At 70.3% G+C, this 20213-nt stretch carries 20 protein-coding genes and 2 pseudogenes; 10 read left to right on the top strand and 12 right to left on the bottom strand.

The features are described 5' to 3' along the window. The first annotated feature begins 47 nt into the window (after window positions 1-47). The 3 genes from GWK25_RS40200 to GWK25_RS40190 all read left to right on the top strand — a co-directional run bounded on the left by GWK25_RS40200 (window position 48) and on the right by GWK25_RS40190 (window position 3122). Window positions 48-884: a DUF4097 family beta strand repeat-containing protein gene (locus GWK25_RS40200; protein ID WP_215456414.1), complete on the top strand. Its 837-nt coding sequence runs from the start codon at window positions 48-50 to the stop codon at window positions 882-884. Between the two features lie 379 nt (window positions 885-1263). After that, a complete protein-coding gene (locus GWK25_RS40195; RefSeq protein ID WP_215456413.1) occupies window positions 1264-2316 on the top strand; it encodes an ATP-binding cassette domain-containing protein in 1053 nt (350 codons plus the stop codon). Continuing rightward, complete coding sequence (locus tag GWK25_RS40190) at window positions 2313-3122, top strand: ABC transporter permease (RefSeq protein WP_215456412.1); 810 nt, start codon at window positions 2313-2315, stop codon at window positions 3120-3122. The genes GWK25_RS40195 and GWK25_RS40190 overlap by 4 nt, the downstream gene beginning before the upstream one ends. A 101-nt stretch (window positions 3123-3223) precedes the next feature. Here GWK25_RS40190 and GWK25_RS40185 read toward each other — a convergent pair. Beyond that, window positions 3224-3712 (bottom strand): annotated as a pseudogene (locus GWK25_RS40185) (NUDIX domain-containing protein); the annotation flags it as partial. Between the two features lie 139 nt (window positions 3713-3851). Beyond that, window positions 3852-4550: a Clp protease N-terminal domain-containing protein gene (locus GWK25_RS40180; protein ID WP_251829249.1), complete on the bottom strand. Its 699-nt coding sequence runs from the start codon at window positions 4548-4550 to the stop codon at window positions 3852-3854. A 371-nt stretch (window positions 4551-4921) separates the two neighbouring features. Between GWK25_RS40180 and GWK25_RS40175 the strand changes: the two genes are divergently transcribed. From GWK25_RS40175 to GWK25_RS40165, 3 genes are all read left to right on the top strand, one after another. Beyond that, entirely contained in the window at window positions 4922-5452 is a 531-nt protein-coding gene (locus tag GWK25_RS40175; protein WP_215456410.1) for a helix-turn-helix domain-containing protein, read from the top strand. A gap of 98 nt (window positions 5453-5550) precedes the next feature. After that, window positions 5551-6156, top strand: a complete 606-nt coding sequence (locus GWK25_RS40170) for a hypothetical protein (protein ID WP_215456409.1) — start codon at window positions 5551-5553, stop codon at window positions 6154-6156. Window positions 6157-6379: 223 nt separating this feature from the next. Next, window positions 6380-6724, top strand: coding sequence for a DUF2516 family protein (locus tag GWK25_RS40165; protein ID WP_184898323.1), 345 nt, complete (start codon window positions 6380-6382; stop codon window positions 6722-6724). Window positions 6725-6763: 39 nt separating this feature from the next. Here the strand turns inward: GWK25_RS40165 and GWK25_RS40160 are convergent, their stop codons facing one another. The 3 genes from GWK25_RS40160 to GWK25_RS40150 form a co-directional block, all read right to left on the bottom strand. After that, window positions 6764-8182, bottom strand: a complete 1419-nt coding sequence (locus tag GWK25_RS40160; RefSeq protein WP_215456408.1) for a response regulator — start codon at window positions 8180-8182, stop codon at window positions 6764-6766. Between the two features lie 526 nt (window positions 8183-8708). Continuing rightward, window positions 8709-9818 (bottom strand): C40 family peptidase, encoded by a 1110-nt coding sequence (locus GWK25_RS40155; protein ID WP_215456407.1) that lies wholly within the window; start codon window positions 9816-9818, stop codon window positions 8709-8711. Window positions 9819-10186: 368 nt separating this feature from the next. Then, entirely contained in the window at window positions 10187-11098 is a 912-nt protein-coding gene (locus tag GWK25_RS40150) for a class I SAM-dependent methyltransferase (RefSeq protein WP_215456406.1), read from the bottom strand. Window positions 11099-11364: 266 nt separating this feature from the next. Between GWK25_RS40150 and mshA the strand changes: the two genes are divergently transcribed. Together mshA and GWK25_RS40140 are read left to right on the top strand one after the other, a co-directional pair. Continuing rightward, window positions 11365-12705, top strand: a complete 1341-nt coding sequence (gene mshA, locus GWK25_RS40145) for a D-inositol-3-phosphate glycosyltransferase (RefSeq protein ID WP_215456405.1) — start codon at window positions 11365-11367, stop codon at window positions 12703-12705. A gap of 62 nt (window positions 12706-12767) precedes the next feature. Next, entirely contained in the window at window positions 12768-13283 is a 516-nt protein-coding gene (locus GWK25_RS40140; RefSeq protein ID WP_215456404.1) for a YbjN domain-containing protein, read from the top strand. On the opposite strand, the gene GWK25_RS40135 is transcribed toward GWK25_RS40140, so the two are convergent. After that, complete coding sequence (locus tag GWK25_RS40135) at window positions 13228-14112, bottom strand: AraC family transcriptional regulator (protein ID WP_215456403.1); 885 nt, start codon at window positions 14110-14112, stop codon at window positions 13228-13230. The genes GWK25_RS40140 and GWK25_RS40135 overlap by 56 nt on opposite strands. A gap of 49 nt (window positions 14113-14161) precedes the next feature. Between GWK25_RS40135 and GWK25_RS40130 the strand changes: the two genes are divergently transcribed. Next, on the top strand, window positions 14162-14710 hold the full coding sequence (locus GWK25_RS40130; protein WP_215456402.1) for a DUF2000 domain-containing protein: 549 nt from the start codon (window positions 14162-14164) through the stop codon (window positions 14708-14710). A 17-nt stretch (window positions 14711-14727) separates the two neighbouring features. Here the strand turns inward: GWK25_RS40130 and GWK25_RS40125 are convergent, their stop codons facing one another. Then, entirely contained in the window at window positions 14728-16116 is a 1389-nt protein-coding gene (locus tag GWK25_RS40125) for an MFS transporter (protein WP_215456401.1), read from the bottom strand. Window positions 16117-16410: 294 nt separating this feature from the next. On the opposite strand from GWK25_RS40125, the gene GWK25_RS40120 reads away from it, so the two are divergent. Beyond that, on the top strand, window positions 16411-17172 hold the full coding sequence (locus GWK25_RS40120) for a phosphoglyceromutase (protein WP_184892423.1): 762 nt from the start codon (window positions 16411-16413) through the stop codon (window positions 17170-17172). Between the two features lie 224 nt (window positions 17173-17396). On the opposite strand, the pseudogene GWK25_RS40115 reads toward GWK25_RS40120, so the two are convergent. From GWK25_RS40115 to phoU, 5 genes and pseudogenes are all read right to left on the bottom strand, one after another. Continuing rightward, a pseudogene (locus GWK25_RS40115) lies at window positions 17397-17486 on the bottom strand (transposase family protein); the annotation flags it as partial. A gap of 69 nt (window positions 17487-17555) precedes the next feature. Continuing rightward, on the bottom strand, window positions 17556-17864 hold the full coding sequence (locus GWK25_RS40110; RefSeq protein WP_215456400.1) for a hypothetical protein: 309 nt from the start codon (window positions 17862-17864) through the stop codon (window positions 17556-17558). A gap of 227 nt (window positions 17865-18091) precedes the next feature. Continuing rightward, entirely contained in the window at window positions 18092-18391 is a 300-nt protein-coding gene (locus GWK25_RS40105; protein ID WP_251829247.1) for a TPMT family class I SAM-dependent methyltransferase, read from the bottom strand. Window positions 18392-18545: 154 nt separating this feature from the next. Then, window positions 18546-18794: an SCO4226 family nickel-binding protein gene (locus GWK25_RS40100; RefSeq protein WP_215456399.1), complete on the bottom strand. Its 249-nt coding sequence runs from the start codon at window positions 18792-18794 to the stop codon at window positions 18546-18548. A 674-nt stretch (window positions 18795-19468) separates the two neighbouring features. After that, complete coding sequence (gene phoU, locus GWK25_RS40095; protein WP_045555976.1) at window positions 19469-20167, bottom strand: phosphate signaling complex protein PhoU; 699 nt, start codon at window positions 20165-20167, stop codon at window positions 19469-19471. Window positions 20168-20213: the final 46 nt, after the last annotated feature.

The raw sequence follows: 20213 nt of genomic DNA, 5'->3' as shown, positions 1-20213 counted from the left end.
CCCACACCACCGTCACCCACCCCTCCAGAGAGGACGGGAGATCCGTCATGCCTTCCTACGAAACACCCGAGGCGATCACCGCCATCGTCGAGTACGCGATCGGCAACGCCCGGATCATCGCCACCGACGGCACCGAGACCTTCGTCGACGTCCAGCCCTCCAACCCGTCCTCCGAAGCGGACCTCAAGGCCGTCAAGCAGACGAAGGTCAACTGCTCCGGCGGTGTCCTGACCGTGAAGGGCCCGCGCAAGAGCACGCCCTTCGGGAAGGTCGGCGGCATCGACATCACCGTCTCCCTGCCGACCGGTTCCACCCTGGAGGGCACCACCCAGGTCGGTGACTTCCACTGCTCCGGACGCCTCGGCGAGACCCGGCTGAAGACCTCGGTCGGCGACCTCCACGTCGAGGAGACCACCACCGCCCGACTGAAGAGCGAGCTCGGCATGGTCCACCTGGACCGTGCCACCGCCTCGGTCGAGATCATCGCGGCCGGCCGCGTCACCGTCGGCACGGTGGAGGGCGGTCTGATCGTCAAGAACGGCAACGGGGACACCGAACTCGCCGAGGTCACCGGCACGTTGGAGGCCTCCGCCGCGAACGGGCGTATCGACGTCGGCACCGCCCACTCCGATGTGGAGGCCAAGTCGGCCAACGGCGGTATCCGACTGGGGCGGGTCACCCGGGGCCGGGTCACCCTCCGCGGCTCCGTCGGCGACCTGGAGGTCGGCATCCCGGAGACCACCGCCGCCTGGCTCGACGTCCACACCGACGTCGGTGTCCTGCGCAGCGCCCTCGGGACGGCCGAAGGCCCCGGCGACGCCACGGACACGGTGGAGGTCACCGCCCGCACCGCCGTCGGCGACATCCACATCCGCCGCGCCTGACCGCCGGGGGCGTATCCCCATAGCCCCCACCCCCACCCCCACCCCATCCCCGACCCACCCCGGCCCGCCTCGTTCCTCCTCCGGGGCCCGCCACTCCTGCTCCGCCGGTGGCCCAGCGCTTGCTCCGTCGGGGACCAGCGCTTGCTCCGCCGGGGCCCGTTTCACAGCGCGGCGCACGCCTCTCCGCTGAGGCTCGTCCCCGGCCGACGCCCGTCTCTCTGCTGAGGCGCGCCCCCGGCCGGCGCCCGTCTCTCTGCTGAGGCCCGCCTCTCCGTCGGCGCTTCAACGCCCAGGCCGCGCTCGTATCCCCGTAGAGCGGGCCCCTCTTTACCCCCTCCCACGCGCTCTCCCTCCTCTCTCCACCAAGGAGCCATCTGTCATGTCAGCATCAAAGTCGCCGTCGCCCACATCGAAGTCACCGTCGCCCGCATCGAAGTTGTCCGGCGCGTCAGACGCCGCCAACGCCGCCCCGCGCCCCCGCCGCACCTCGGTCGCCGCCGGTCTCACCGCCACTGGCCTCACCAAGTCGTACGGCGACAAGCAGGTCCTGCGCGGTATCGACCTCGACATCCAGGGCGGCACCGTCTTCGCCCTGCTCGGCCCCAACGGCGCGGGCAAGACCACGACCGTCCAGATCCTGTCGACGCTGATCGCCGCCGACTCCGGCACCGCCCGCCTCGCCGGTCACGACCTGGACCGCGAAGCCGACGCCGTACGCAAACTCATCGGTGTCACGGGCCAGTTCGCCGCCGTCGACAACCTCCTCAACGCCGAGGAGAACCTGATGCTCATGGCGGACCTGCACCATCTGTCCCGCCGCGAGGGCCGGCGCCGCACCGCCGACCTGCTCGCCCGCTTCGACCTCACCGAGGCCGCCCGCAAGCCCGTCGCCACCTACTCCGGCGGGATGCGCCGCAAGCTCGACCTGGCGATGACGCTGGTAGGCGACCCGCGGATCATCTTCCTCGACGAGCCCACGACCGGCCTGGACCCGCGCTCCCGCCGCACGATGTGGGAGATCATCCGCTCCCTGGTCGACGAGGACGGCGTGACGATCTTCCTCACCACCCAGTACCTGGAGGAGGCCGACCAACTGGCCGACCGCATCGCCATGCTCGACGGCGGGAAGCTGGTCGCCGAAGGTACGGCGGAGGAGCTGAAGCGGCTGATCCCCGGCGGTCACATCTCGCTCAGGTTCGCCGATCCCGAGGCCCTGGAAGTGGCCGCCTCATGCTTCGCCGCGACCGCCCGCGACGACGAGGAACTCACCCTCCAGATCCCCTCCGACGGCACCGTCCCCACCCTCCGCGCGGTCCTGGACATCCTCGACGGCGCAGGCGTCACCCCGGAGTCGCTCTCGCAGCACACCCCGGACCTCGACGACGTCTTCCTCACCCTGACCGGCGACAAGCAGCAGGAGATCTCCCGATGAGCAGCATGAGCTACGCGGCCCGTGACTCCGTCACCATGTTCCGCCGCAACATGAAGCGAGCGATCCGCTATCCGTCCATCGTCATCACCATCGTGATGATGCCGGTCCTCTTCCTGCTCCTGTTCAACTACGCCTTCGGCGGCGCGCTCGGCGCCGGCATCCAGGGCCCGCAGGCGGCACAGGGCGGGCAGGGTGGCGACATCGACTACATCGACTACATCGCACCGGGCATCATCCTGATGACCGTCGCCACCGGCTGCATCGGAGCCGCCCTCAGCGTGTGCATGGACATGACCGAGGGCATCGTGAACCGCTTCCGCACCATGTCGATCTCCCGGGCCTCGTTCCTCACCGGGCACGTCCTGGGCAATCTGGTCCAGACCGTCGCCGGCACCGTCGCCGTCACCGGTGTGGCCCTGGCCATCGGCTTCCGGCCGAACGCCACCGCCCTGGAGTGGCTCGCCGCCGCCGGCCTGCTGACCGCCCTGGCCCTCGCCCTGACGTGGCTCTCGGCCGGCATGGGCCTGGTCGCCAAGACCGTCGAGTCCGCGAGCAACATGCCGATGCCCATCACCTTCCTCCCGTTCCTGGGCAGCGCCATCGTCCCCACCGACTCCATGCCGACCGGCTTGCGGTGGTTCGCCGAGTACCAGCCCTTCACCCCCATCAACGAAACCCTCCGCGGCCTGCTGATGGGCACCGAGATCGGCAACAGCGCCTGGACAGCCCTGACCTGGTGCGCGGCCATCGGCCTCACCGGCTACCTCTGGTCCAGGTCCGCCTTCAAGCGGGGCGTCCGCAACTGACCCGGTTGACCCGATTGACCCGCTCCGCCTCCGCTGAGGTGGAGCGGGTCGATCGTGGTCGGCCCGGCACCCCGGCGAGGGGATTTCTGGATCGTCGAGCCGGACTGCGCGGCCCGGAACGCGAGATACCGACTGAAGGCCTCGTGGCTGTCAGGGGTGAAGCGCCACTCCTGTAGGGCCGACCGCAGCTCAGGCTCTGTCAGCCAGGCATGCCAGGCAACCTCATCGGGATCGGGGATCACGGCATCAGGCACCACGGCTTCGTGCACACCAAGCCAGTGAGGGCTCAAGCCGCTGCGATTGATGAACGTGAACAGCAAGTGCGGCCGCACATGGCTACCCAGCTCCTCGGCCAGCTCCCGGGCAGCGGCCTGTTCATAGGACTCACCGACATTCACGGCGCCACCGACCACGACCTCGTGGAGCCCGGGGAAGCGCGACAGCTGCGCCGACCGCAGGTGGACGAGGACCCGCCCACGCTCATCACGACACACCGTCACGGCAACCCGGTGCAGCCAGCCCTCCCAGGTGGCCTGTCGGCGGCTGACCACCACCCCCAGCACACGATCTTGATCGTCGACACGCTCCACCAGTTCATCCACGACGCACACCCTGGCAGGGCCCACTGACAACGCCGCTGTCCGGCGAATCGTGGACGGCGTCCAGAAAGCGCCTGCACCAAGAGGCCGACGCAGTGCGGCGGGTAGTGGTCACCGGGCCGTGATGAACTCAGGCGTCCGCAGGTGCGGCATCGAGGGCGGCCAGGTCGAAGCCGGCCTCGGCAAGGACGTCGGCGGCGACTCCGCGGCCGACCTGGGCGAGGCCGATCAGGAGGTCGTCGCAGTCGATGCCGTTGGATCCGTTCTGCTCGGATCTGGCCTCCGCGATGGCCATCGCCTTGCGGGAGTAGGGCGTCCAGGCGATGCGCTCGGCTGCCTGGGAGGCGCCCATGCTCAGCCGGTTTCCGACGGATCGGCGGACCGTCTCCGGCGGAACACCGGCGGCTTGCAGGAGCTGGGTGGCGCTGTTGTCCTCAGCGGTCAGTCCCCATAGCAGGTGCTCGGTGCCGATGTAGTTGTTGCGGTGATGGACTGCCGCCTGCTTGACGTGGGTCATTGCCTGGCGGAGGCCGTCGGTCATCGTCTCCGGGTTATAGCGCTTGTGTGGTGCGTGGAAGCGTTGCTGGACGGCCTGTCGTGTCACACCGAGGGCGGTACCGATGTCGGTCCACGAGTTGCCGTGCATCCGGCAGTGCTCGACGTAGTCCTCGACCAGGTCGTCCGCCAGTGCCTGCATCTGGCCCGCCAGCTCGGCGGCAACGGTCAGTAGAGCGAGCCAGTCGGGTTGTTCTTGACTGCCGGAGCGGTGTGCGGTGTCGCACCTGCGGTCGACTTCCGCGATGAGATCGTCCAGATCTGGAAGAGCCATTAGGCAAGTACGTCTTGACAATTTGGAATTGTCAAGACGTACTTGCCTCCGCTTGCGAGTGGACAACGATCGCCTGGAGAGCGGCAGCCTCTATGGATCGCTCGATGCGCAGAGCGGTTCGCATCAGCTCCGTGATGAACCACTGTCTGGCCGTCCTGCGAAGTGCGCTCTCCTAGGACAGACGCCTGTTGAACTCGGCTCCGAACGGGCCGAATTGCTTGCCGAGGAGGGCGAGGCTGCGCCGGCGCGGGAACGCGTGGAGGGAGATGGCCTCAACGAGAACGGGACAGCTCTGCCCCCCGGCAGTGGTGTAGCGCACTTTTGCAAGCGGGTGCTTGCAATAGTTAGCGGGGGTGGGGCATGGTGGAGGCATGGCATCGCTCAACGTCGGCAATCTCGGTGAGTACCTGCGTGAACAGCGGCGAAACGCGCAGCTGTCGCTCAGGCAGCTCGCCGATGCCGCCGGGGTGTCCAATCCGTATCTGAGCCAGATCGAGCGCGGGCTGCGCAAGCCGAGCGCGGAGGTGCTGCAGCAGGTCGCCAAGGCGCTGCGGATCTCCGCCGAGACGCTGTACGTGCGGGCCGGCATCCTCGACGCCGAGCGGGACCGGGACGAGGTCGAGACGCGCGCCGTCATCCTCGCCGATCCCACGCTGAACGAGCGGCAGAAGCAGGTGCTGCTCCAGATCTACGAGTCCTTCCGCAAGGAGAACGGATTCGAGATCGGAGTCGAGGTCGGATCCGAGGTCCAGGTCGTGGCCGCGGCGGAGAGCGGCATACGGATCGATGCCGAAACCGCTACCACGACGGCGGCGGCGGATACCGCGGGCGTCGAAGACGCCTCGCCCCCCGGCTCTCAGGCCGACGGCGGCGATGCCGGTCCGCGGCGGACGGCGAGCTGACCACGCTCACCGCGAAGCCGACGCCGAAGCCGAAGCCGTCGAACCGGACCGGAACGACTACCAACCCTCAGTAGCAAGCAACCCGGAGGACCCTCACCATGGCCATCACCGACGACATCCGCAAGGCCGTCACCGACCCGACCCCCTTCTACTTCGCCGCCGGCACCGCCGACCTCGCCCTCCAGCAGGCGAAGAAGGTCCCCGGCCTGGTCGAGCAGCTGCGGGCCGAGGCGCCGGCCAAGATCGACGCCGTACGCCAGACGGACCCGAAGGCCGTGCAGGAGAAGGCGACCGCCCGCGTCAAGGAGACCCAGGAGAACCTCCAGACCAAGGTCACCGAGATCATCGGCACCCTCGACACCGACCTGAAGAAGCTCGGCGAGACCGCCCAGGACCTCGCGCTGCGCAGCGTCGGCGTCGCCGCCGAGTACGCGGTGAAGGCCCGCGAGACGTACGAGCGCGTCGCCGAGCACGGTGAGCAGGCCGTGCGCACCTGGCGCGGTGAGGCCGCGGAGGAGATCGAGGAGCTCGCGATCGCCGTCGAGCCGAAGTCCCAGCCGGTCGAGGTCAAGGACGAGCCGGCCGCCGCGAAGCCGGTCCCGGCCCAGGCCGCCCCCGCCCCCGCCGCCAAGAAGGCCGCGCCGAAGAAGGCTCCGGCGCGCAAGACGACGGCCGCCAAGAAGACCACCCCGCCCGCCAAGTAAGCGGCAGGGCGAGCCGCCGAGTGGGCGACATAGCCGACGACGGAGTCGGTGACAGAGCGAGGGGTACGCGTGCGGGTACGTGCGGAGTGCCTCTCAGTACCTCGCGGTACGGAGACGGGCCGGGCACCTTTGGGGTGACCGGCCCGTTCTACGGGTACGGTGGCCGCGTGGGAGAAACGGTCGGTATTCGGATGCGTGAACGGAACGGGCGGTGGTGGGCACCATGCTGATGAACGGCTTCGCGGGGTTCATGGGGCTGTTGCAGCTCGCTGTGATCGCACTCGCCGCGTTCGCTCTGATCGACGCCACGTTCCGGCGGGAGGACGCGTTCCGCGCGACGGACAAGCAGACCAAGGTCTTCTGGCTGATCATCCTCGGGATCGCGCTCGTCGTCAGCCTGCTCTTCCCGCTCCTGTCGTTCCTCCCGATCATCGGCCTCATCGCCAGCATCGTGTACATCGTCGACGTACGCCCCGCGGTGCGGCAGATCTCCGGCGGCGGTGGCCGCGGCGGCAACCGGGGATCCAGCAGCGACGGCCCGTACGGCCCCTACAACGGCGGCCGGTGACCTCCTTCGAGGTCGCGCCTCGATCGAGGCCGAGCCCGCTCAGGCCTCCCGGTCCAGCAGGAGGACCGCCACGTCGTCGGTCAGTTCGCCGCCGTTGAGGTCGCGGACCTCGTTCACGGCGGCGCACAGCAGTTCCTCGCCGCGCAGACCCTCGGCGAGCTGGCGGCGGACCATCTCCACCATGCCGTCCTGACCCAGCCGTTCCTTGCCCTGCCCGATCCGGCCCTCGATCAGGCCGTCGGTGTAGAGCATCAGACTCCACGCGGCGCCCAGTTCGATCTGCGTGCGCGGCCAGCGGGCGTTCGGCAGCAGGCCGAGGGCGGGGCCGCCGTTGTCGTAGGGCAGCAGCTCCGCCGGCGGGGTCGGTCGGCCGCCCTGGCCGTGGCGGACGATCAGCGGTGCCGGGTGCCCCGCGAGGCAGAGGCCCGCGCGGCGGCCGTCGGGGGCGATGTCGACCGTGCAGAGCGTCGCGAAGATCTCGTCGCTCTCGCGCTCGTGCTCCAGGACGCGCTGGAGCGTGGACAGCAGCTCGTCGCCGCAGAGCCCCGCGAAGGTCAGCGCCCGCCAGGCGATGCGCAGCTCCACGCCGAGCGCCGCCTCGTCCGGGCCGTGCCCGCAGACGTCGCCGATCATCACATGCACGGTGCCGTCCGGGGTGCGGACGGTGTCGTAGAAGTCGCCGCCGAGCAGCGCGCGGGAACGGCCCGGCCGGTAGCGGGCGGCGAACCGCAGGGACGAGCCCTCCAGGAGGGGGGTCGGCAGCAGGCCGCGTTCCAGGCGGGCGTTCTCCTGGGCGCGCAGCTTGGACTCGGTGAGTCGGCGCTCGGCCGTGTCGGACCGCTTGCGCTCCACCGCGTAGCGGATCGCGCGGCTCAGCAGGCGGCCGTCCACTTCGTCCCGGAACAGGTAGTCCTGTGCGCCCACCCGAACCGCCTCGGTGCCGCGTTCGGCGTCGCCCGAGTCGGTGAGGGCCAGGACGGCGTGGCGGGGGGCCAGGTCCAGGACGTGTTTGAGGACGGCGAGTTCGTCGTCGGGACGGTCGGCCGACTCGGTGTCCGGGTCGGTGGGGCGGGGCGGGGCCGGGAGTGCCAGGTCCAGGAGGATGCAGTTGACGTCGTCGGTCAGCAGCCGCTGGGCCTCGGTGAGGTTGCGGGCGGTGCGGACGCGGATCGGCTTGCCCGCCGAGTCGAGCAGTTCGGGCACGTTGAGGGAACCCGCCGGGTCGTCCTCGATGAGGAGGACCGTGAGGTTGGTGGGGCCGGGCTGCGGGGCCGGGCCGGTGGCACCGGGGCCGGCGGCGTGGGAGCCGGGCGGGTTTGTGGAGTTGTCTGTAGGGGCCAGGGCCGAGGCGTTCATGTCAGCCCCCTCTCCGGACGGTCCGCTCGGCGCGGACTCAGCGTGCGCCTGACCACTCTCCGCGGCCGGGATCGCTCTCTGCCGCGGTACGGGTACGGGCATCGTGTTGGGTTCCTTCCCTCCCCCCGAGGGCACGGCGGGCGAGGGACCTCGACCCACCGACGGGGACCTTAGCGCCAGGCGCCGCCGCAACGGAATGGGAGACGGGGCGCTGGGTGGTAAACAGCCGACGTCATATGCCGCATCACGTACCGCACTTGGACATGGCAGGGCTTTCCCCTGGGATGACGAATGTCACGCGACGGAGGTTGAGCCGGGTGACGAAGGTGTCGAGAATCACGTGGGGTGGCTCACGGCGGGGGTGTTGCGGGGGTGGATGTGCGGTGCGGTGTGGGGGTTTGGCGCGGTACGGGAGGCGTTGGGGGCAGGGGTGGGGTGGGGGTGTTGAGGTGCGGTGTGACGCGGGGCGGTCTGGCGGGAGACCGGTGCGGTGCGGTGTGACGCGGTGCGGCGCCGGGGGCGGTGCGGTTTGGGTGCGGCCGTCGGGGTCACACCCTCGGCCTCCGGCTCAGCCTGTCGGCTCAACCCTCCGCCTCGGTCGCCCTGGCCTGCGGCTCGGCCCGTCGGCTCACGCGTCCGGGCGTACGACGCCAAGGATCCGCATCGTGCCCGCGCCCGCGATCGACACTTTCCGGTTCGGACGGGGGGCGTGGACGATGGAGCCGTCGCCCAAATACATGGCGACGTGGCTGGCATCGGCGTTGTAGATGATGAGGTCGCCGGGCCGCATGTCCTGGATGTCGATGTGCTTGAGCTGACGCCACTGCTCCTGGGAGGTGCGGGGAATGGTCAGCCCGGCGGCGGCCCACGCCTCGCTGGTGAGACCGGAGCAGTCGTAGGTGTCGGGCCCTTCGGCGCCCCATTCATACCACTTGCCTATTTGGTTCGTGGCGAACTCGACGGCCTTCTTGCCCTGCGGCGTCGCCTTGCCGTTGATCTCGGCGAGTATTCCGGAGTCCAGCCACGCCGCCTGTGACTTCTGCGCGGCCTCCTCCTCCAACTGCGTCAGCCGCTCCCGCTCGTCGTCCTCCAGCTGGGCTTCCAGCTCCTCGGCGGCGGCGATCTGCTTCTTGATCTTCTTCTTGGCCTTCTCCTTGGCCTTGCGGTTGGTCTCCAGCTTCTCCCAGCGCGCGGAGGCGTCCTTGGAGTACTGCTCCAAGTCCTGCTGGGTCTGGGTCATTTCGGCGAGCAGGCCCTTGGTCGCGAGCTGGCCCTGACGCAGGCGGTCCGCCCCCTCCAGGAAGTCCTGGGGATTCTCGCTGAGCCACAGCCGTACCTCGGGCGGGAGGCCGGCGCCCCGGTACTGGGCACGGGCCGCGGCGCCGATGAGGTCCTGCAACTTGTCCAGCTTCTGCTGGCCCTTGACGACCTCGTGGGCCAGATCGACGAGCTCCTCGGACTGCTTGTCGGCCTTTTCCTCGGCCGCGTTGTACGCGTCCGTGGCGACCGCGGCGTCGTGGTAGAGGCCCTCCAGCTTGGTGCGGACGCGCTCCAACTCCTCGTTCGTCACCGGAGTCGAGCCGGGATCGGGCGAGGACGAGGGTGTGGGTGTCGGACTCGGGGTCGGCTCGGCCGGTTTCGCCTGGCTCGCGTACGCGGTGACCGGCGCGCCCAGGACGGTCATCGCGCAGACCACGGCCACGGCCGCCATGGTCAGCTTCCGCTTGCCGACTCCCATACCTCTTGCCCCCAACCCCTATGGATACAGAACTGATTAACCGTCAGTAACTTCCCGGTGCCCGGGTGATCGTGTCACGGCGTCGTGGAATGCGACAGAGGTGGGCAAGAACTCACTTCTGTCCGCCGCCTCTTCCTCCCTCCCCTGCTCCCACCTGCGTGACACCGCTCCAGCCTGTCCGACGAACGGCCCGAGGCGATCGTTCCCGTGTGTCACGAGAATGTTGCTCTGTGTAGTCAACGGGGGCGGGTGCGCGGCCTCGAGGGAGCGCAGCATCGAGGACGCGCGGAGACGAGGGCGTACGCGGAGATGAGGGCGTACGGGGAGATGAGAGCGTACGGAGATGCGGAGGCGGACGGGGCTCTCCGCTAATGGCGGGGCCGCGGTGCCAACGCCTCCCACGCCACCGTGACTTCGCCCTGGCGCCAACGCGAGACCCCGTCCCGTACCGGCCAGTCCGCGCTCAGCGTGCGGATCGTGCGGATCCAGCGCTGCCGGGCACCGTACGAGGCGTACGGTGCCGCGGCCGCCCAGGCGCGGTCGAAATCGCGGAGGAACGCGTGCACCGGTTCGCCGGGGACGTTGCGGTGGATGAGTGCCTTGGGGAGGCGTTCGGCGAGGTCGGAGGGGCGGTCCAGGGAGCCGAGCCGGGTGGCGAAGGTGACCGTACGGGGGCCCTCCGGGCCGAGAGCGACCCAGACGTGCCGGCGGCCGATCTCGTCACAGGTGCCCTCGACGAGCAGACCACCGGAGGGGTAAGAGGCGGTGGGGGAGTGGGGGCTCGCGGCGCGGAGGTCCGTGGTGCGAGGGCCCGGGGCGTGGGCACCTTGCGTGGGGTGGGGCGGGCCGGAAGCGGCCGGGGCGGGTGGTGCGGCCGGTTCGAGGCGGGCGCACAGGCGTTCCCAGACGGCGGCGACCTCGTCCTCGTCGTACTGCCGGAGCACGTTCGCCGCCCGGATGAGGGTGGGGCGGCCCGGCACCGGTACCTCGAAGCCGCCGTGCCGGAAGGTCAGACCCTCGCATGCGTAGGGCTGGGCCGCGGTGACCCTGGCCGGGTCGATCTCGACGCCGACGACCTGGATGCGGGGCGCCGCCGTGCGGAGGCGGTGGAGCAGTTCGACGGCGGTCCAGGGGGCGGCGCCGTAACCGAGGTCGACGGCGAGGGGAGTGGTGGCGCGGCGGAGTGCGGCACCGTGCGTCGCCGCGATCCAGCGGTCCATGCGGCGCAGTCGGTTGGGGTTCGTGGTGCCACGCGTCACGGTGCCTACTGGTCTTGCCATGAGGTGAGCGTATGTCCGCCTCCCGAAGCAGAGGAGGCCCCCACTCCTCGCGCGCGTATGCCCCCACGCCCCGCCCTCACGTCCCCACGCGCTCGTGCCTCACCCCCCACGCGCCCGCCCCCACGCACCTCGATACTCGAACGGTTGAGCGAAGCTCGGCAAAAATTACGCAAAGGGGAAATGGAACGGCCCCCTCCGGTGTTCCCCCTCCCGAGAGGGACTCCAGGCCCTCCCAACGGCATGCCCGCAGCGAGGAGGAACGCCACGTGAGCCACTACGTCAGCAGGCTCGGGCGACGTTCCCCGGCCGGCGCGGCGCGGCTTCGGCTGCACCGCAAGCCGCGCCGGGTCGCGATGCTCTCGGTGCACACGTCGCCGCTGCACCAGCCCGGCACGGGCGACGCGGGCGGGATGAACGTCTACATCGTGGAGCTGGCGCAGCGGCTGGCCGCCCAGGGCATCGAGGTGGAGATCTTCACCCGGGCCACCACCGGCGCCCTGCCCCCCACGGTCGAGCTGGCGCCCGGCGTCCTGGTCCGGCACGTCGACGCGGGCCCGTACGAGGGGCTGGCCAAGGAGGAACTGCCGGCCCAGCTCTGCGCCTTCACGCACGGCGTGATGCAGGCCTGGGCGGGCCACCGCCCCGGCCACTACGACCTGGTCCACTCGCACTACTGGCTCTCCGGCCATGTCGGCTGGCTGGCCGCCGAACGCTGGGGCGTTCCTCTGGTGCACGCCATGCACACGATGGCCAAGGTGAAGAACGCCGCGCTCGCCGCCGGCGACACCCCCGAACCCGCCGCGCGCGTCATCGGCGAGACCCAGATCGTCCGCGCCGCAGACCGCCTCATAGCCAACACGGCCGAGGAGGCCGACGAACTCGTACGCCACTACGAGGCCGACCCGGCCAAGGTCGCCGTCGTCCACCCGGGCGTCAACCTCGACCGTTTCCGCCCCGCCGACGGCCGCGCCGCGGCGAGGGCCCGGCTCGGTCTGCCCCAGGACGCCCTGATCCCGCTCTTCGCCGGCCGTATCCAGCCCCTGAAGGCCCCGGACGTCCTGCTCCGCGCCGTCGCCGTCCTCCTTGCCGAGCGCCCCGAGCTGCGGTCGAGCATCGTCGTACCGGTGGTCGGCGGGCCGAGCGGCAGCGGGCTCGCCAAGCCGGAGGGCTTGCAGAAGCTGGCCGCGCGGCTCGGCATCGCCGACGTCGTACGGTTCCGGCCGCCTGTCGGGCAGGAACAGCTCGCGGACTGGTTCCGGGCGGCGTCCGTGCTGGTCATGCCGTCGTACAACGAGTCCTTCGGGCTGGTCGCCATCGAGGCGCAGGCGGCCGGTACGCCGGTACTGGCAGCCTCGGTCGGCGGTCTACCGGTCGCCGTGCGGGACACGGAGACGGGCTTCCTGGTCCAGGGCCACGATCCCGCCGCGTACGCGCGCGTGCTCCGCGATTTCGCCGACGCCCCCGAGCTGACCGCCCGCATGGGCGCGGCCGCCGCCCGGCACGCCGAGTCCTTCGGCTGGGACAACTCGGCCGCCGCCACCGCGGACGTGTACACGGCGGCCATGCACGACTACCGCCGCCCGCGGGCCAGGGCCCACCACGGGTGAGCCCCGGGGCCCTGCCGCGGCTCCGCCGTCGACCTCCGCGTACCGGCGGGTACCCTCGCCCCATGGCTGACGAAGCGTCGATCATCGAGCAGGTCCTCAACGAGGCCGAGCTGGAGTGGGAGAGCCCCGACCCGGGTTCCTACGTCGTGAAACTCCCCGGCACCCGCAAGCTCTCCACGACCGTCTCCCTGATCGTCGGCCGGCACTCCCTCTCCCTCAACGCCTTCGTGATCCGCCACCCCGACGAGAACGAGGCGGGCGTCCACCGCTGGCTCCTGGAGCGCAACCTCAAGCTGTACGGCGTGAGTTACGCCGTCGACCCGCTCGGCGACATCTACGTCACCGCCCGGCTGCCGCTCGCCGCCGTCACCCCCGAGGGCATCGACGGCCTCCTCGGCCAGGTCCTGGAAGCGGCCGACGGCGCCTTCAACACCCTCCTGGAGCTGGGCTTCGCCTCCGCGATCCGCAGGGAGTACGCCTGGCGCGTCTCCCGGGGCGAACCGACCCGCAATCTCGACGCGTTCAGCCATCTGACCCGGGACGTGGCGGGCGACCGTTCCGATAGCGACCAGGGGTGACCCCCACCCACCGCCTGAAGTGCCGCGTCAGGTGCGCCTGGTCGTAGAACCCGGCCACCGCCGCCGCCTCGCCCGGCCGCACACCCTCCAACAGCAGCCGCCTGGCCCGCTCCACCCGCCGGGACATCAGGTACTGGTGCGGCGCGATGCCGAAGGCCGCGCCGAACGCCCGTACGAGATGCGAGGGGTGGGCCTGGACCGTCCCCGCGGCCTCCTCCAACGTGATCCCGTCCGTGATCCGCTCGTCGAGAAGCTCACGGAGCCGATGCGCGACGGCCCGCCCGGCGGGAGCGGCCCCCGCCCCGCCCTCCGACGAGGTCCCCGCCCCACCCCCCGACGCGGCCGCCGGCCGCAGATGCCTCCGCAACCGCTCTCCGACCAGCGCCAGCCGGCTCTCCGCCTCCAACTCGTCGCCGGGCCGCGCGAGCGCCGCGTGCAACTGCCCCACCCGCAGCCGCAGTACGGGATCCCGCAGGTCCGGCCCGTCCACCGCCGCCCCGACGAGGCTCGCGTCCAGCGCGGCCAGGGGCGCGTCCGGATCCAGGTACAGCACCCGCTTGCGGAACCCCCGATCCGTCACCGGCGCGCCGTTGTGCGGCACGAACGGCGGCAACAACGACACCGTGTCGTGGGGCGTCCCGTGTTCATGCCGGTCCAACTCGTAGCGCACGGCCCCGTCGTCCACGATCAACAGCGTCCACACGTCGTGCACATGCATGGGGTACGCGTACTCGGTGTAGTGCGCGTGGAAGACCTCGACGACACCGGGCACGCGCGGCCGCCAGGCGGTCACCTCACGCCGGGGGGAAGCGGGCCGCTGGGTACCCATGCAAAGAACGTACAAGACGGGGTCGCCCGGCGATCGGCAGTCTCATCCCATGAACAGCGAGCCCTTCGACGAGACCCTTGACGCGAGTCTTGGCGCGAGCCTTGACGCGCCCTCCGCGCCCTCCGCGCCCTCCGCGCCCTCCGCGCCCTCCGCGCCCTCCGTGCGCTCCGCGAGTACGCCGCCGCCCACCCGTTTCGACACCAAGATCGCCGTCCTCCTCCGCGACGACCTCGCGACCTGGCAGCGCCTCAACGTCACGTCCTTCCTGGTCAGCGGCATCGGCCCGACCATCCCCGAGGTGATCGGCGAGCCGTACGAGGACGCCGACAAGGTGGCCTACCTTCCGATGTTCCGGCAGCCGGTCCTCGTCTTCGAGGCGACGAAGGAGGTCCTGAAGGCGGCGCACGCGCGCGTACTGTCCCGCGCCCTCCCTCGCGCGCTCTTCACGTCGGACCTGTTCGCCACCGGCAACGACCACGACAACCGGGCAGCCGTACGGTCCGTGGCGACGGGGGAGCTGGACCTGGTGGGGTTGGCGGTGTACGGCCCGCGCAACGGGGTGGACAAGGTGGTGAAGGGGGCGCGGATGCACCCGTGAGACCGTGCCGGGGGCGCTCAGACCACCTCGGTGACCTCCCCCACGGCGGCTCGCCCGCCTCCCTGCTCCTCACCGCCCGGTTTCTGCCCGCCAGGTTTCTGACCGACCGGTTTCTCGCCGCCCGGCTGTCCAGGGGCCCGCTCCCCACCGCCAGGCTGCTCCACCGGTACGGCGGCAGGCGCCGCGGCCCCGTCCTCCGATTCCGGCATCCGGCGCATGAGGGCCCAGTACCCGACCCCCGCCACGGTCCCGATCACCGCGCACAGCCCCCACAGCCACTCCGCGCCCCACCGGTCGATGACGACGCCGGACATGAGCGGAGCGACCAGCGCGGCGACGGACCACGACATCGTGTACATGCCCTGGTAACGGCCACGTCCCTGTGCGGGCGAGAGGCGGACGACGACCCCGGTCTGGGTCGGCGCGTTGACGATCTCGGCGAGGGTCCAGACGCAGACGGTGAGGACGAAGACCCCGATCGAACCGGCGAAGGCGGTGAGGCCGAAGCCGTACCCGGCGAGCACGGACGAGACCACGAGGAGCCGTCCCGGATCCCGGTGCTCGATGAACCGGGTGACCGGGATCTGCAGGGCGACGATCAGCACCCCGTTGACGGCGATGGCGAGACCGTAGTCCGCCGGAGTGAAGCCCGCCTCGCCCATCGCGACCGGCAGCCCCACGGACCCCTGCTGGAAGATCAGCGCGACGAGGAAGGACAGCCCGACGACGCCCATGAACCGCCCGTCGCGCACCACGGTTGCCAGCCCGACCGCGTCTGCGCAGCCGGCCTTCCCGGCCGCCGTCCCGCTCGCCGGCCGCGACTCCGGCAGCTTCAGGAAGACGAGGATCGCGCAGGTCAGCGTCATCCCGCCTTCGATCAGGAACCCGGCGCGATAACTGACCTCGGCGATGAAACCGGCGGCCATGGAGGAGACGGCGAAACCGAGGTTGATGGCCCAGTAGTTGAGGGAGAACGCGCGGACGCGGTCCTCGGGCCGGACGATGTCGGCCATCATCGCCTGGACGGCCGGGCGGGACGCGTTGCTGGCGGCGCCGACGAGGAACGCGACGGCGGCGATCGCGACGGGGTCCTGGACGAAGCCGAGCAGTGCGACGGACAGTGCCGTCGAGACCTGTGCGACGAGCAGGGTGGGCCGCCGCCCGAGCCGGTCGGCCATGACCCCACCGCCGAGCGACGAGACGACGCCGCCGAGCCCGTGCAGCGAGGCGACGAGTCCGGCGTACGAGGCGGAGTACCCGCGGTCCAGCGTCAGGTACAGCGCCATGAAGGTCGCGACGAAGGCGCCGAGGCGGTTCACCAGGGTGCTGGTCCACAGCCACCAGAACTCGCGGGGAAGCCCCGACACCGTTTCCCGGACAGCACGTCTGGCGGCGACGAGTGGCATGCGGTTCCCCCACGGACGTAAGCGGCTAAAGCGATGAACACAACTTACGAACGCGAACGGGAGACCAGCCACCCGATTAACAACCCCGGTCAACTGTCGGGGCGGCGGGCGAGGCGGCCCTGAAACCGGCGGCGCAGCGAACGGGGAACGGGGAGGCCGGGGCCGGGCCCTTCCCACCTGCGGGCCTTCCCATCCGTGGGGCCTTCCGGCCCGTGGGGTGTGTCCGCCCGTGGGCGGTGTCCGCCTGTCGGCCACCCGTGTGGTGGTTCCCGGCCGTCGATTACGCTCGGGGCCATGGCCGACGCACCGTACAAGCTGATCCTCCTCCGCCACGGCGAGAGCGAGTGGAACGAGAAGAACCTGTTCACCGGCTGGGTGGACGTCAACCTCACTCCGAAGGGCGAGAAGGAGGCGACGCGCGGCGGTGAGCTGCTGAAGGACGCCGGCCTGCTCCCGGACGTGCTGCACACCTCCCTCCAGCGACGCGCCATCCGCACCGCGCAGCTGGCCCTCGAGTCCGCCGACCGCCATTGGATCCCGGTCCACCGCAGCTGGCGCCTGAACGAGCGCCACTACGGCGCCCTCCAGGGCAAGGACAAGGCGCAGACCCTGGCCGAGTTCGGCGAGGAGCAGTTCATGCTGTGGCGCCGCTCGTACGACACCCCGCCGCCGCCGCTCGCGGACGACTCGGAGTTCTCCCAGGCGTCGGACGCGCGCTACGCGACCATCCCGCCGGAGCTGCGCCCCCGCACGGAGTGCCTGAAGGACGTCGTCACCCGCATGCTGCCGTACTGGTACGACGGCATCGTCCCCGACCTCCTGGCCGGCCGCACGGTCCTCGTCGCCGCCCACGGCAACAGCCTCCGCGCCCTGGTCAAGCACCTCGACGGCATCTCGGACGCCGACATCGCGGGCCTCAACATCCCGACCGGCATCCCCCTCGCCTACGAACTCGACGCCGACTTCAAGCCCCTGAACCCCGGCGGCACCTACCTCGACCCGGAAGCGGCAGCGGCCGCAATCGAGGCAGTGAAGAACCAGGGCAAGAAGAAGTAACTTGAGCTGATCAAGCCCCCTACCTGCGGGTTGTCCGCCGGTAGGGGGTTTCGTGGTGGGCCTGGGCCGTCTGCGGGCCGTCAGGTGCGACGGCGTGGGCGGCGGACGCGGACGTCGAGGACGATCAGCACCGCCACGGGGATGGCGATCTCGACCGGGGCATTGGCCCCCAGAGCGAGCGCGCCACCTGCCGCACCGATGAGCGCGATCGGTACGTCGCGATGATCGGCGGCCGACTTCGGGATGCCGAACAGCGGGGCGAGCTGCCGCAGGGTGAGGTTCGTGTGCCAGTACGCGGCGACCAATAGCACATCGTTCGTATACTTGAGCGATTGATCGCAGCTTCCCAAGCTGATGGTCCGGGGCCTCAGGCATGACGAGCCTCAGTAGAGGATGGCCCGCCAGCGCTCGACCCACAGCAGCCGCCCATCGCTCGTGTCGCGCACCTGAACTCGATCGTCGTCCACCTGCCACACGGTGCCGTAGAGCGTCCTGTCATCGAGATCCGCTCTGACGATGTCGTACACCTCCAGGTCGTCCTCGACGGGACGGGACCACGAATGCTCGCATCGCCCGCAGACGTAGCCGACGACATCGCGCCCGGCAACAGACACGAGGCTGCCCAGACGGACCTGCTCAACCAGACACCGAGGGCAGGGGTCGGCGGTGTGCGCGCCTACTGATCGGGACATCGTCCGATCCTGAGGTACAGCAACGAAGTACAGCAACCCCAGCAGCCACCGGTCCACATCGGAGGCCCCTTTCGTCGGTCGAACGAGGTCCTGCACCGGGCAAAGCTGGCCGTCCCCGGGCCGTCCAAGGCCACTCAACAGTGGCCAATGACGACCGAGACGACCATCAAGCGCACGAGCCCGTGTTCCCTGACCAGCGAAAACCCAGCGTCGTGGAGCGTGTCGGGTTATGCCGCGCCGTCGATCGTCGGCGCGATGAAGCGGCGGTGGAGGGGGCTGAAGGTGGTGTGAGGGGTGCCCTGTAGGCCCGCTTTTTCGAGTACGGGGGCCAAGCGCTCCGCGAAGAACGCTTCGAACGCCTGCTGGGACTCCCACACGTCGACGACATGCATCCCCTGGTCGTCGAACCAGGCCACGTGGATCTGGCCCCCGGCCGCCGGTACCCCCTCCCAGTCGACCGCGTCCCGCACGGTGTCGTACTGCTCCGGGGTCACCTCTGGCCAATGCATCGACATCACTACGGACATGTGCAGAACCCCCTTGTGCCCGCCGGTCCCGGCCGGTTCCGGCATGGGGATGGTTCCACCCCGTGAACGTCGTCGGACAGGGCGTGCGGAGGCGAACGCCGCTGACCCGGCGCTTGCGCGCGCTCGTTGCGCCGGCTGGTCCGCGCCGCACCGCCTAGATCATCAGGGGAACCGGATGGATCTCGTCCGCCTTGTGGCCCGCGCGTTCGTGGATGCGCTGGACCGCGTCGGCGGAGGGGGCCTCGGAGAGGCAGTACACGGTGCCCGACGTGGGGTCGGCCCACGCGCGTTCGAAGTGGACGTTCTCGTCCTTCTCGATGTCGAGGTCGGCCTTGTGCGCGGCACGCAGCTGGTCCTCCGTGATGCCCTTCATGTTGTGGTGGACGTCCATGAACTTGGTCATCACCCACACCTCCTCAGTGCCCAAGGCGTGGCGCTTGGTGCCTGCCCAGTGCCTGCCTGGTTCCTTGTGCTCCCTACTCTCCTCATGCTGCGCCCGTACGGCCGTACGGGCGACTCCGCAGCAGAGGCCAAAGCCGAAACGCCGGAGTCGGACATGGGTGAAGGGGCCCGTCGTCAGAGACAGGCCCCTTCACGCGTACCGCACAGGAACGCCCGCGGCTGGTCGGCGTCAGCCGCACTGGCACGGGTTGCCGGACTGGCACCCGCACCCGCATCCGGAACCGCAGCCGCAGGCACCGAAGAGAGGCAGGATCTTGCGGTCGACGGGCTGATGGGTGTCCCGGACCTGTGTCGGGTCCGGCGTGCTGGGGCTGGCGGGGGATTCGGCCATGGTCCCTCCTCGAAGGGATGGAACTGGAAGGGATGGAAGGCGAAGGGATGGAAGGCGAAGCACGGAGGACAAGGAAGCGCAGGGAACGTGTCCCCCTTGCCTGCCCCTTTGCCTGCCCTATTCCAAGCCCGTTCAGCCGGGCGCATCAACGGCGCACAGAGGCGTCCACACGCCCTGCCCGGCCTTCGAGCGCCGGAGCCTCACCACCACCGGCCCCGGCGCACCCCCTGCTCCCGGCGGCCTCCGGCACCGGCACCGGCCACCGCCGCCGTTCCCGCTGCCCCTTACGCCCCTTCCACCCCCGCGACCGGCTGCACCGGCTGGATGTCCGCCTGGAGTTCGTCCGCGTGTTCGCCCGTCACCAGGTACACCACCCGCTTCGCGACCGACACCGCGTGGTCGGCGAAGCGCTCGTAGTAGCGGCCGAGCAGGGTGACGTCGACGGCGGTCTCGATGCCGTGCTTCCAGCGGTCGTCCATGAGGTGCTGGAAGAGCGTGCGGTGGAGCAGGTCCATCGCGTCGTCGTCGCTCTCCAGCTGGAGCGCCAGGTCGACGTCCTTGGTGATGATGACCTCGGCGGCCTTCGCCATCAGCCGCTGCGCGAGCTGGCCCATCTCCAGGATCGTGGCGTGCAGGTCGCGCGGGACCGCCCGCTCGGGGAAGCGCAGCCGGGTCAGCTTGGCCACGTGCTGGGCGAGGTCGCCCGAGCGCTCCAGGTCGGCCGACATCCGCAGCGACGTCACGACGATACGGAGATCCGTCGCCACCGGCTGCTGCCGGGCGAGCAGGGCTATCGCGCGGGCCTCCAGGTCGTGCTGCAGGTCGTCGACCTTCTTGTCGGCCTCGATCACGCTCTCGGCCAGCTTCAGGTCGGCGTCGAGCATCGCCGTCGTGGCGCGACCGATCGCCGACCCCACCAGTCGGGCCATCTCGACCAGGCCCTCACCGATCGAGTCAAGTTCCTCGTGGTACGCGTCCCGCATCAGGGTGTCCCTCTCTTACGTACGTCTGCTCGTGGGTAACCAGGAA

Source organism: Streptomyces sp. ATCC 21386 (assembly GCF_018728545.1).
In the GTDB taxonomy this organism is placed as follows: domain Bacteria; phylum Actinomycetota; class Actinomycetes; order Streptomycetales; family Streptomycetaceae; genus Streptomyces.
The sequence above is the reverse complement of the archived record's forward strand: the minus strand, read 5'-3'. Positions and strand labels throughout refer to the sequence as shown.

What these genes read in the sequence shown, in the direction of transcription:
- GWK25_RS40200 (WP_215456414.1), top strand. Translation starts at nt 48, where the DNA reads ATGCCTTCCTACGAAACACCCGAGGCGATCACCGCCATCGTCGAGTAC.
- GWK25_RS40195 (WP_215456413.1), top strand. Translation starts at nt 1,264, where the DNA reads ATGTCAGCATCAAAGTCGCCGTCGCCCACATCGAAGTCACCGTCGCCC.
- GWK25_RS40190 (WP_215456412.1), top strand. Translation starts at nt 2,313, where the DNA reads ATGAGCAGCATGAGCTACGCGGCCCGTGACTCCGTCACCATGTTCCGC.
- GWK25_RS40180 (WP_251829249.1), bottom strand. Translation starts at nt 4,550, where the DNA reads ATGGCTCTTCCAGATCTGGACGATCTCATCGCGGAAGTCGACCGCAGG.
- GWK25_RS40175 (WP_215456410.1), top strand. Translation starts at nt 4,922, where the DNA reads ATGGCATCGCTCAACGTCGGCAATCTCGGTGAGTACCTGCGTGAACAG.
- GWK25_RS40170 (WP_215456409.1), top strand. Translation starts at nt 5,551, where the DNA reads ATGGCCATCACCGACGACATCCGCAAGGCCGTCACCGACCCGACCCCC.
- GWK25_RS40165 (WP_184898323.1), top strand. Translation starts at nt 6,380, where the DNA reads ATGCTGATGAACGGCTTCGCGGGGTTCATGGGGCTGTTGCAGCTCGCT.
- GWK25_RS40160 (WP_215456408.1), bottom strand. Translation starts at nt 8,182, where the DNA reads ATGCCCGTACCCGTACCGCGGCAGAGAGCGATCCCGGCCGCGGAGAGT.
- GWK25_RS40155 (WP_215456407.1), bottom strand. Translation starts at nt 9,818, where the DNA reads ATGGGAGTCGGCAAGCGGAAGCTGACCATGGCGGCCGTGGCCGTGGTC.
- GWK25_RS40150 (WP_215456406.1), bottom strand. Translation starts at nt 11,098, where the DNA reads ATGGCAAGACCAGTAGGCACCGTGACGCGTGGCACCACGAACCCCAAC.
- GWK25_RS40140 (WP_215456404.1), top strand. Translation starts at nt 12,768, where the DNA reads ATGGCTGACGAAGCGTCGATCATCGAGCAGGTCCTCAACGAGGCCGAG.
- GWK25_RS40135 (WP_215456403.1), bottom strand. Translation starts at nt 14,112, where the DNA reads ATGGGTACCCAGCGGCCCGCTTCCCCCCGGCGTGAGGTGACCGCCTGG.
- GWK25_RS40130 (WP_215456402.1), top strand. Translation starts at nt 14,162, where the DNA reads ATGAACAGCGAGCCCTTCGACGAGACCCTTGACGCGAGTCTTGGCGCG.
- GWK25_RS40125 (WP_215456401.1), bottom strand. Translation starts at nt 16,116, where the DNA reads ATGCCACTCGTCGCCGCCAGACGTGCTGTCCGGGAAACGGTGTCGGGG.
- GWK25_RS40120 (WP_184892423.1), top strand. Translation starts at nt 16,411, where the DNA reads ATGGCCGACGCACCGTACAAGCTGATCCTCCTCCGCCACGGCGAGAGC.
- GWK25_RS40110 (WP_215456400.1), bottom strand. Translation starts at nt 17,864, where the DNA reads ATGTCCCGATCAGTAGGCGCGCACACCGCCGACCCCTGCCCTCGGTGT.
- GWK25_RS40105 (WP_251829247.1), bottom strand. Translation starts at nt 18,391, where the DNA reads ATGTCCGTAGTGATGTCGATGCATTGGCCAGAGGTGACCCCGGAGCAG.
- GWK25_RS40100 (WP_215456399.1), bottom strand. Translation starts at nt 18,794, where the DNA reads ATGACCAAGTTCATGGACGTCCACCACAACATGAAGGGCATCACGGAG.
- phoU (WP_045555976.1), bottom strand. Translation starts at nt 20,167, where the DNA reads ATGCGGGACGCGTACCACGAGGAACTTGACTCGATCGGTGAGGGCCTG.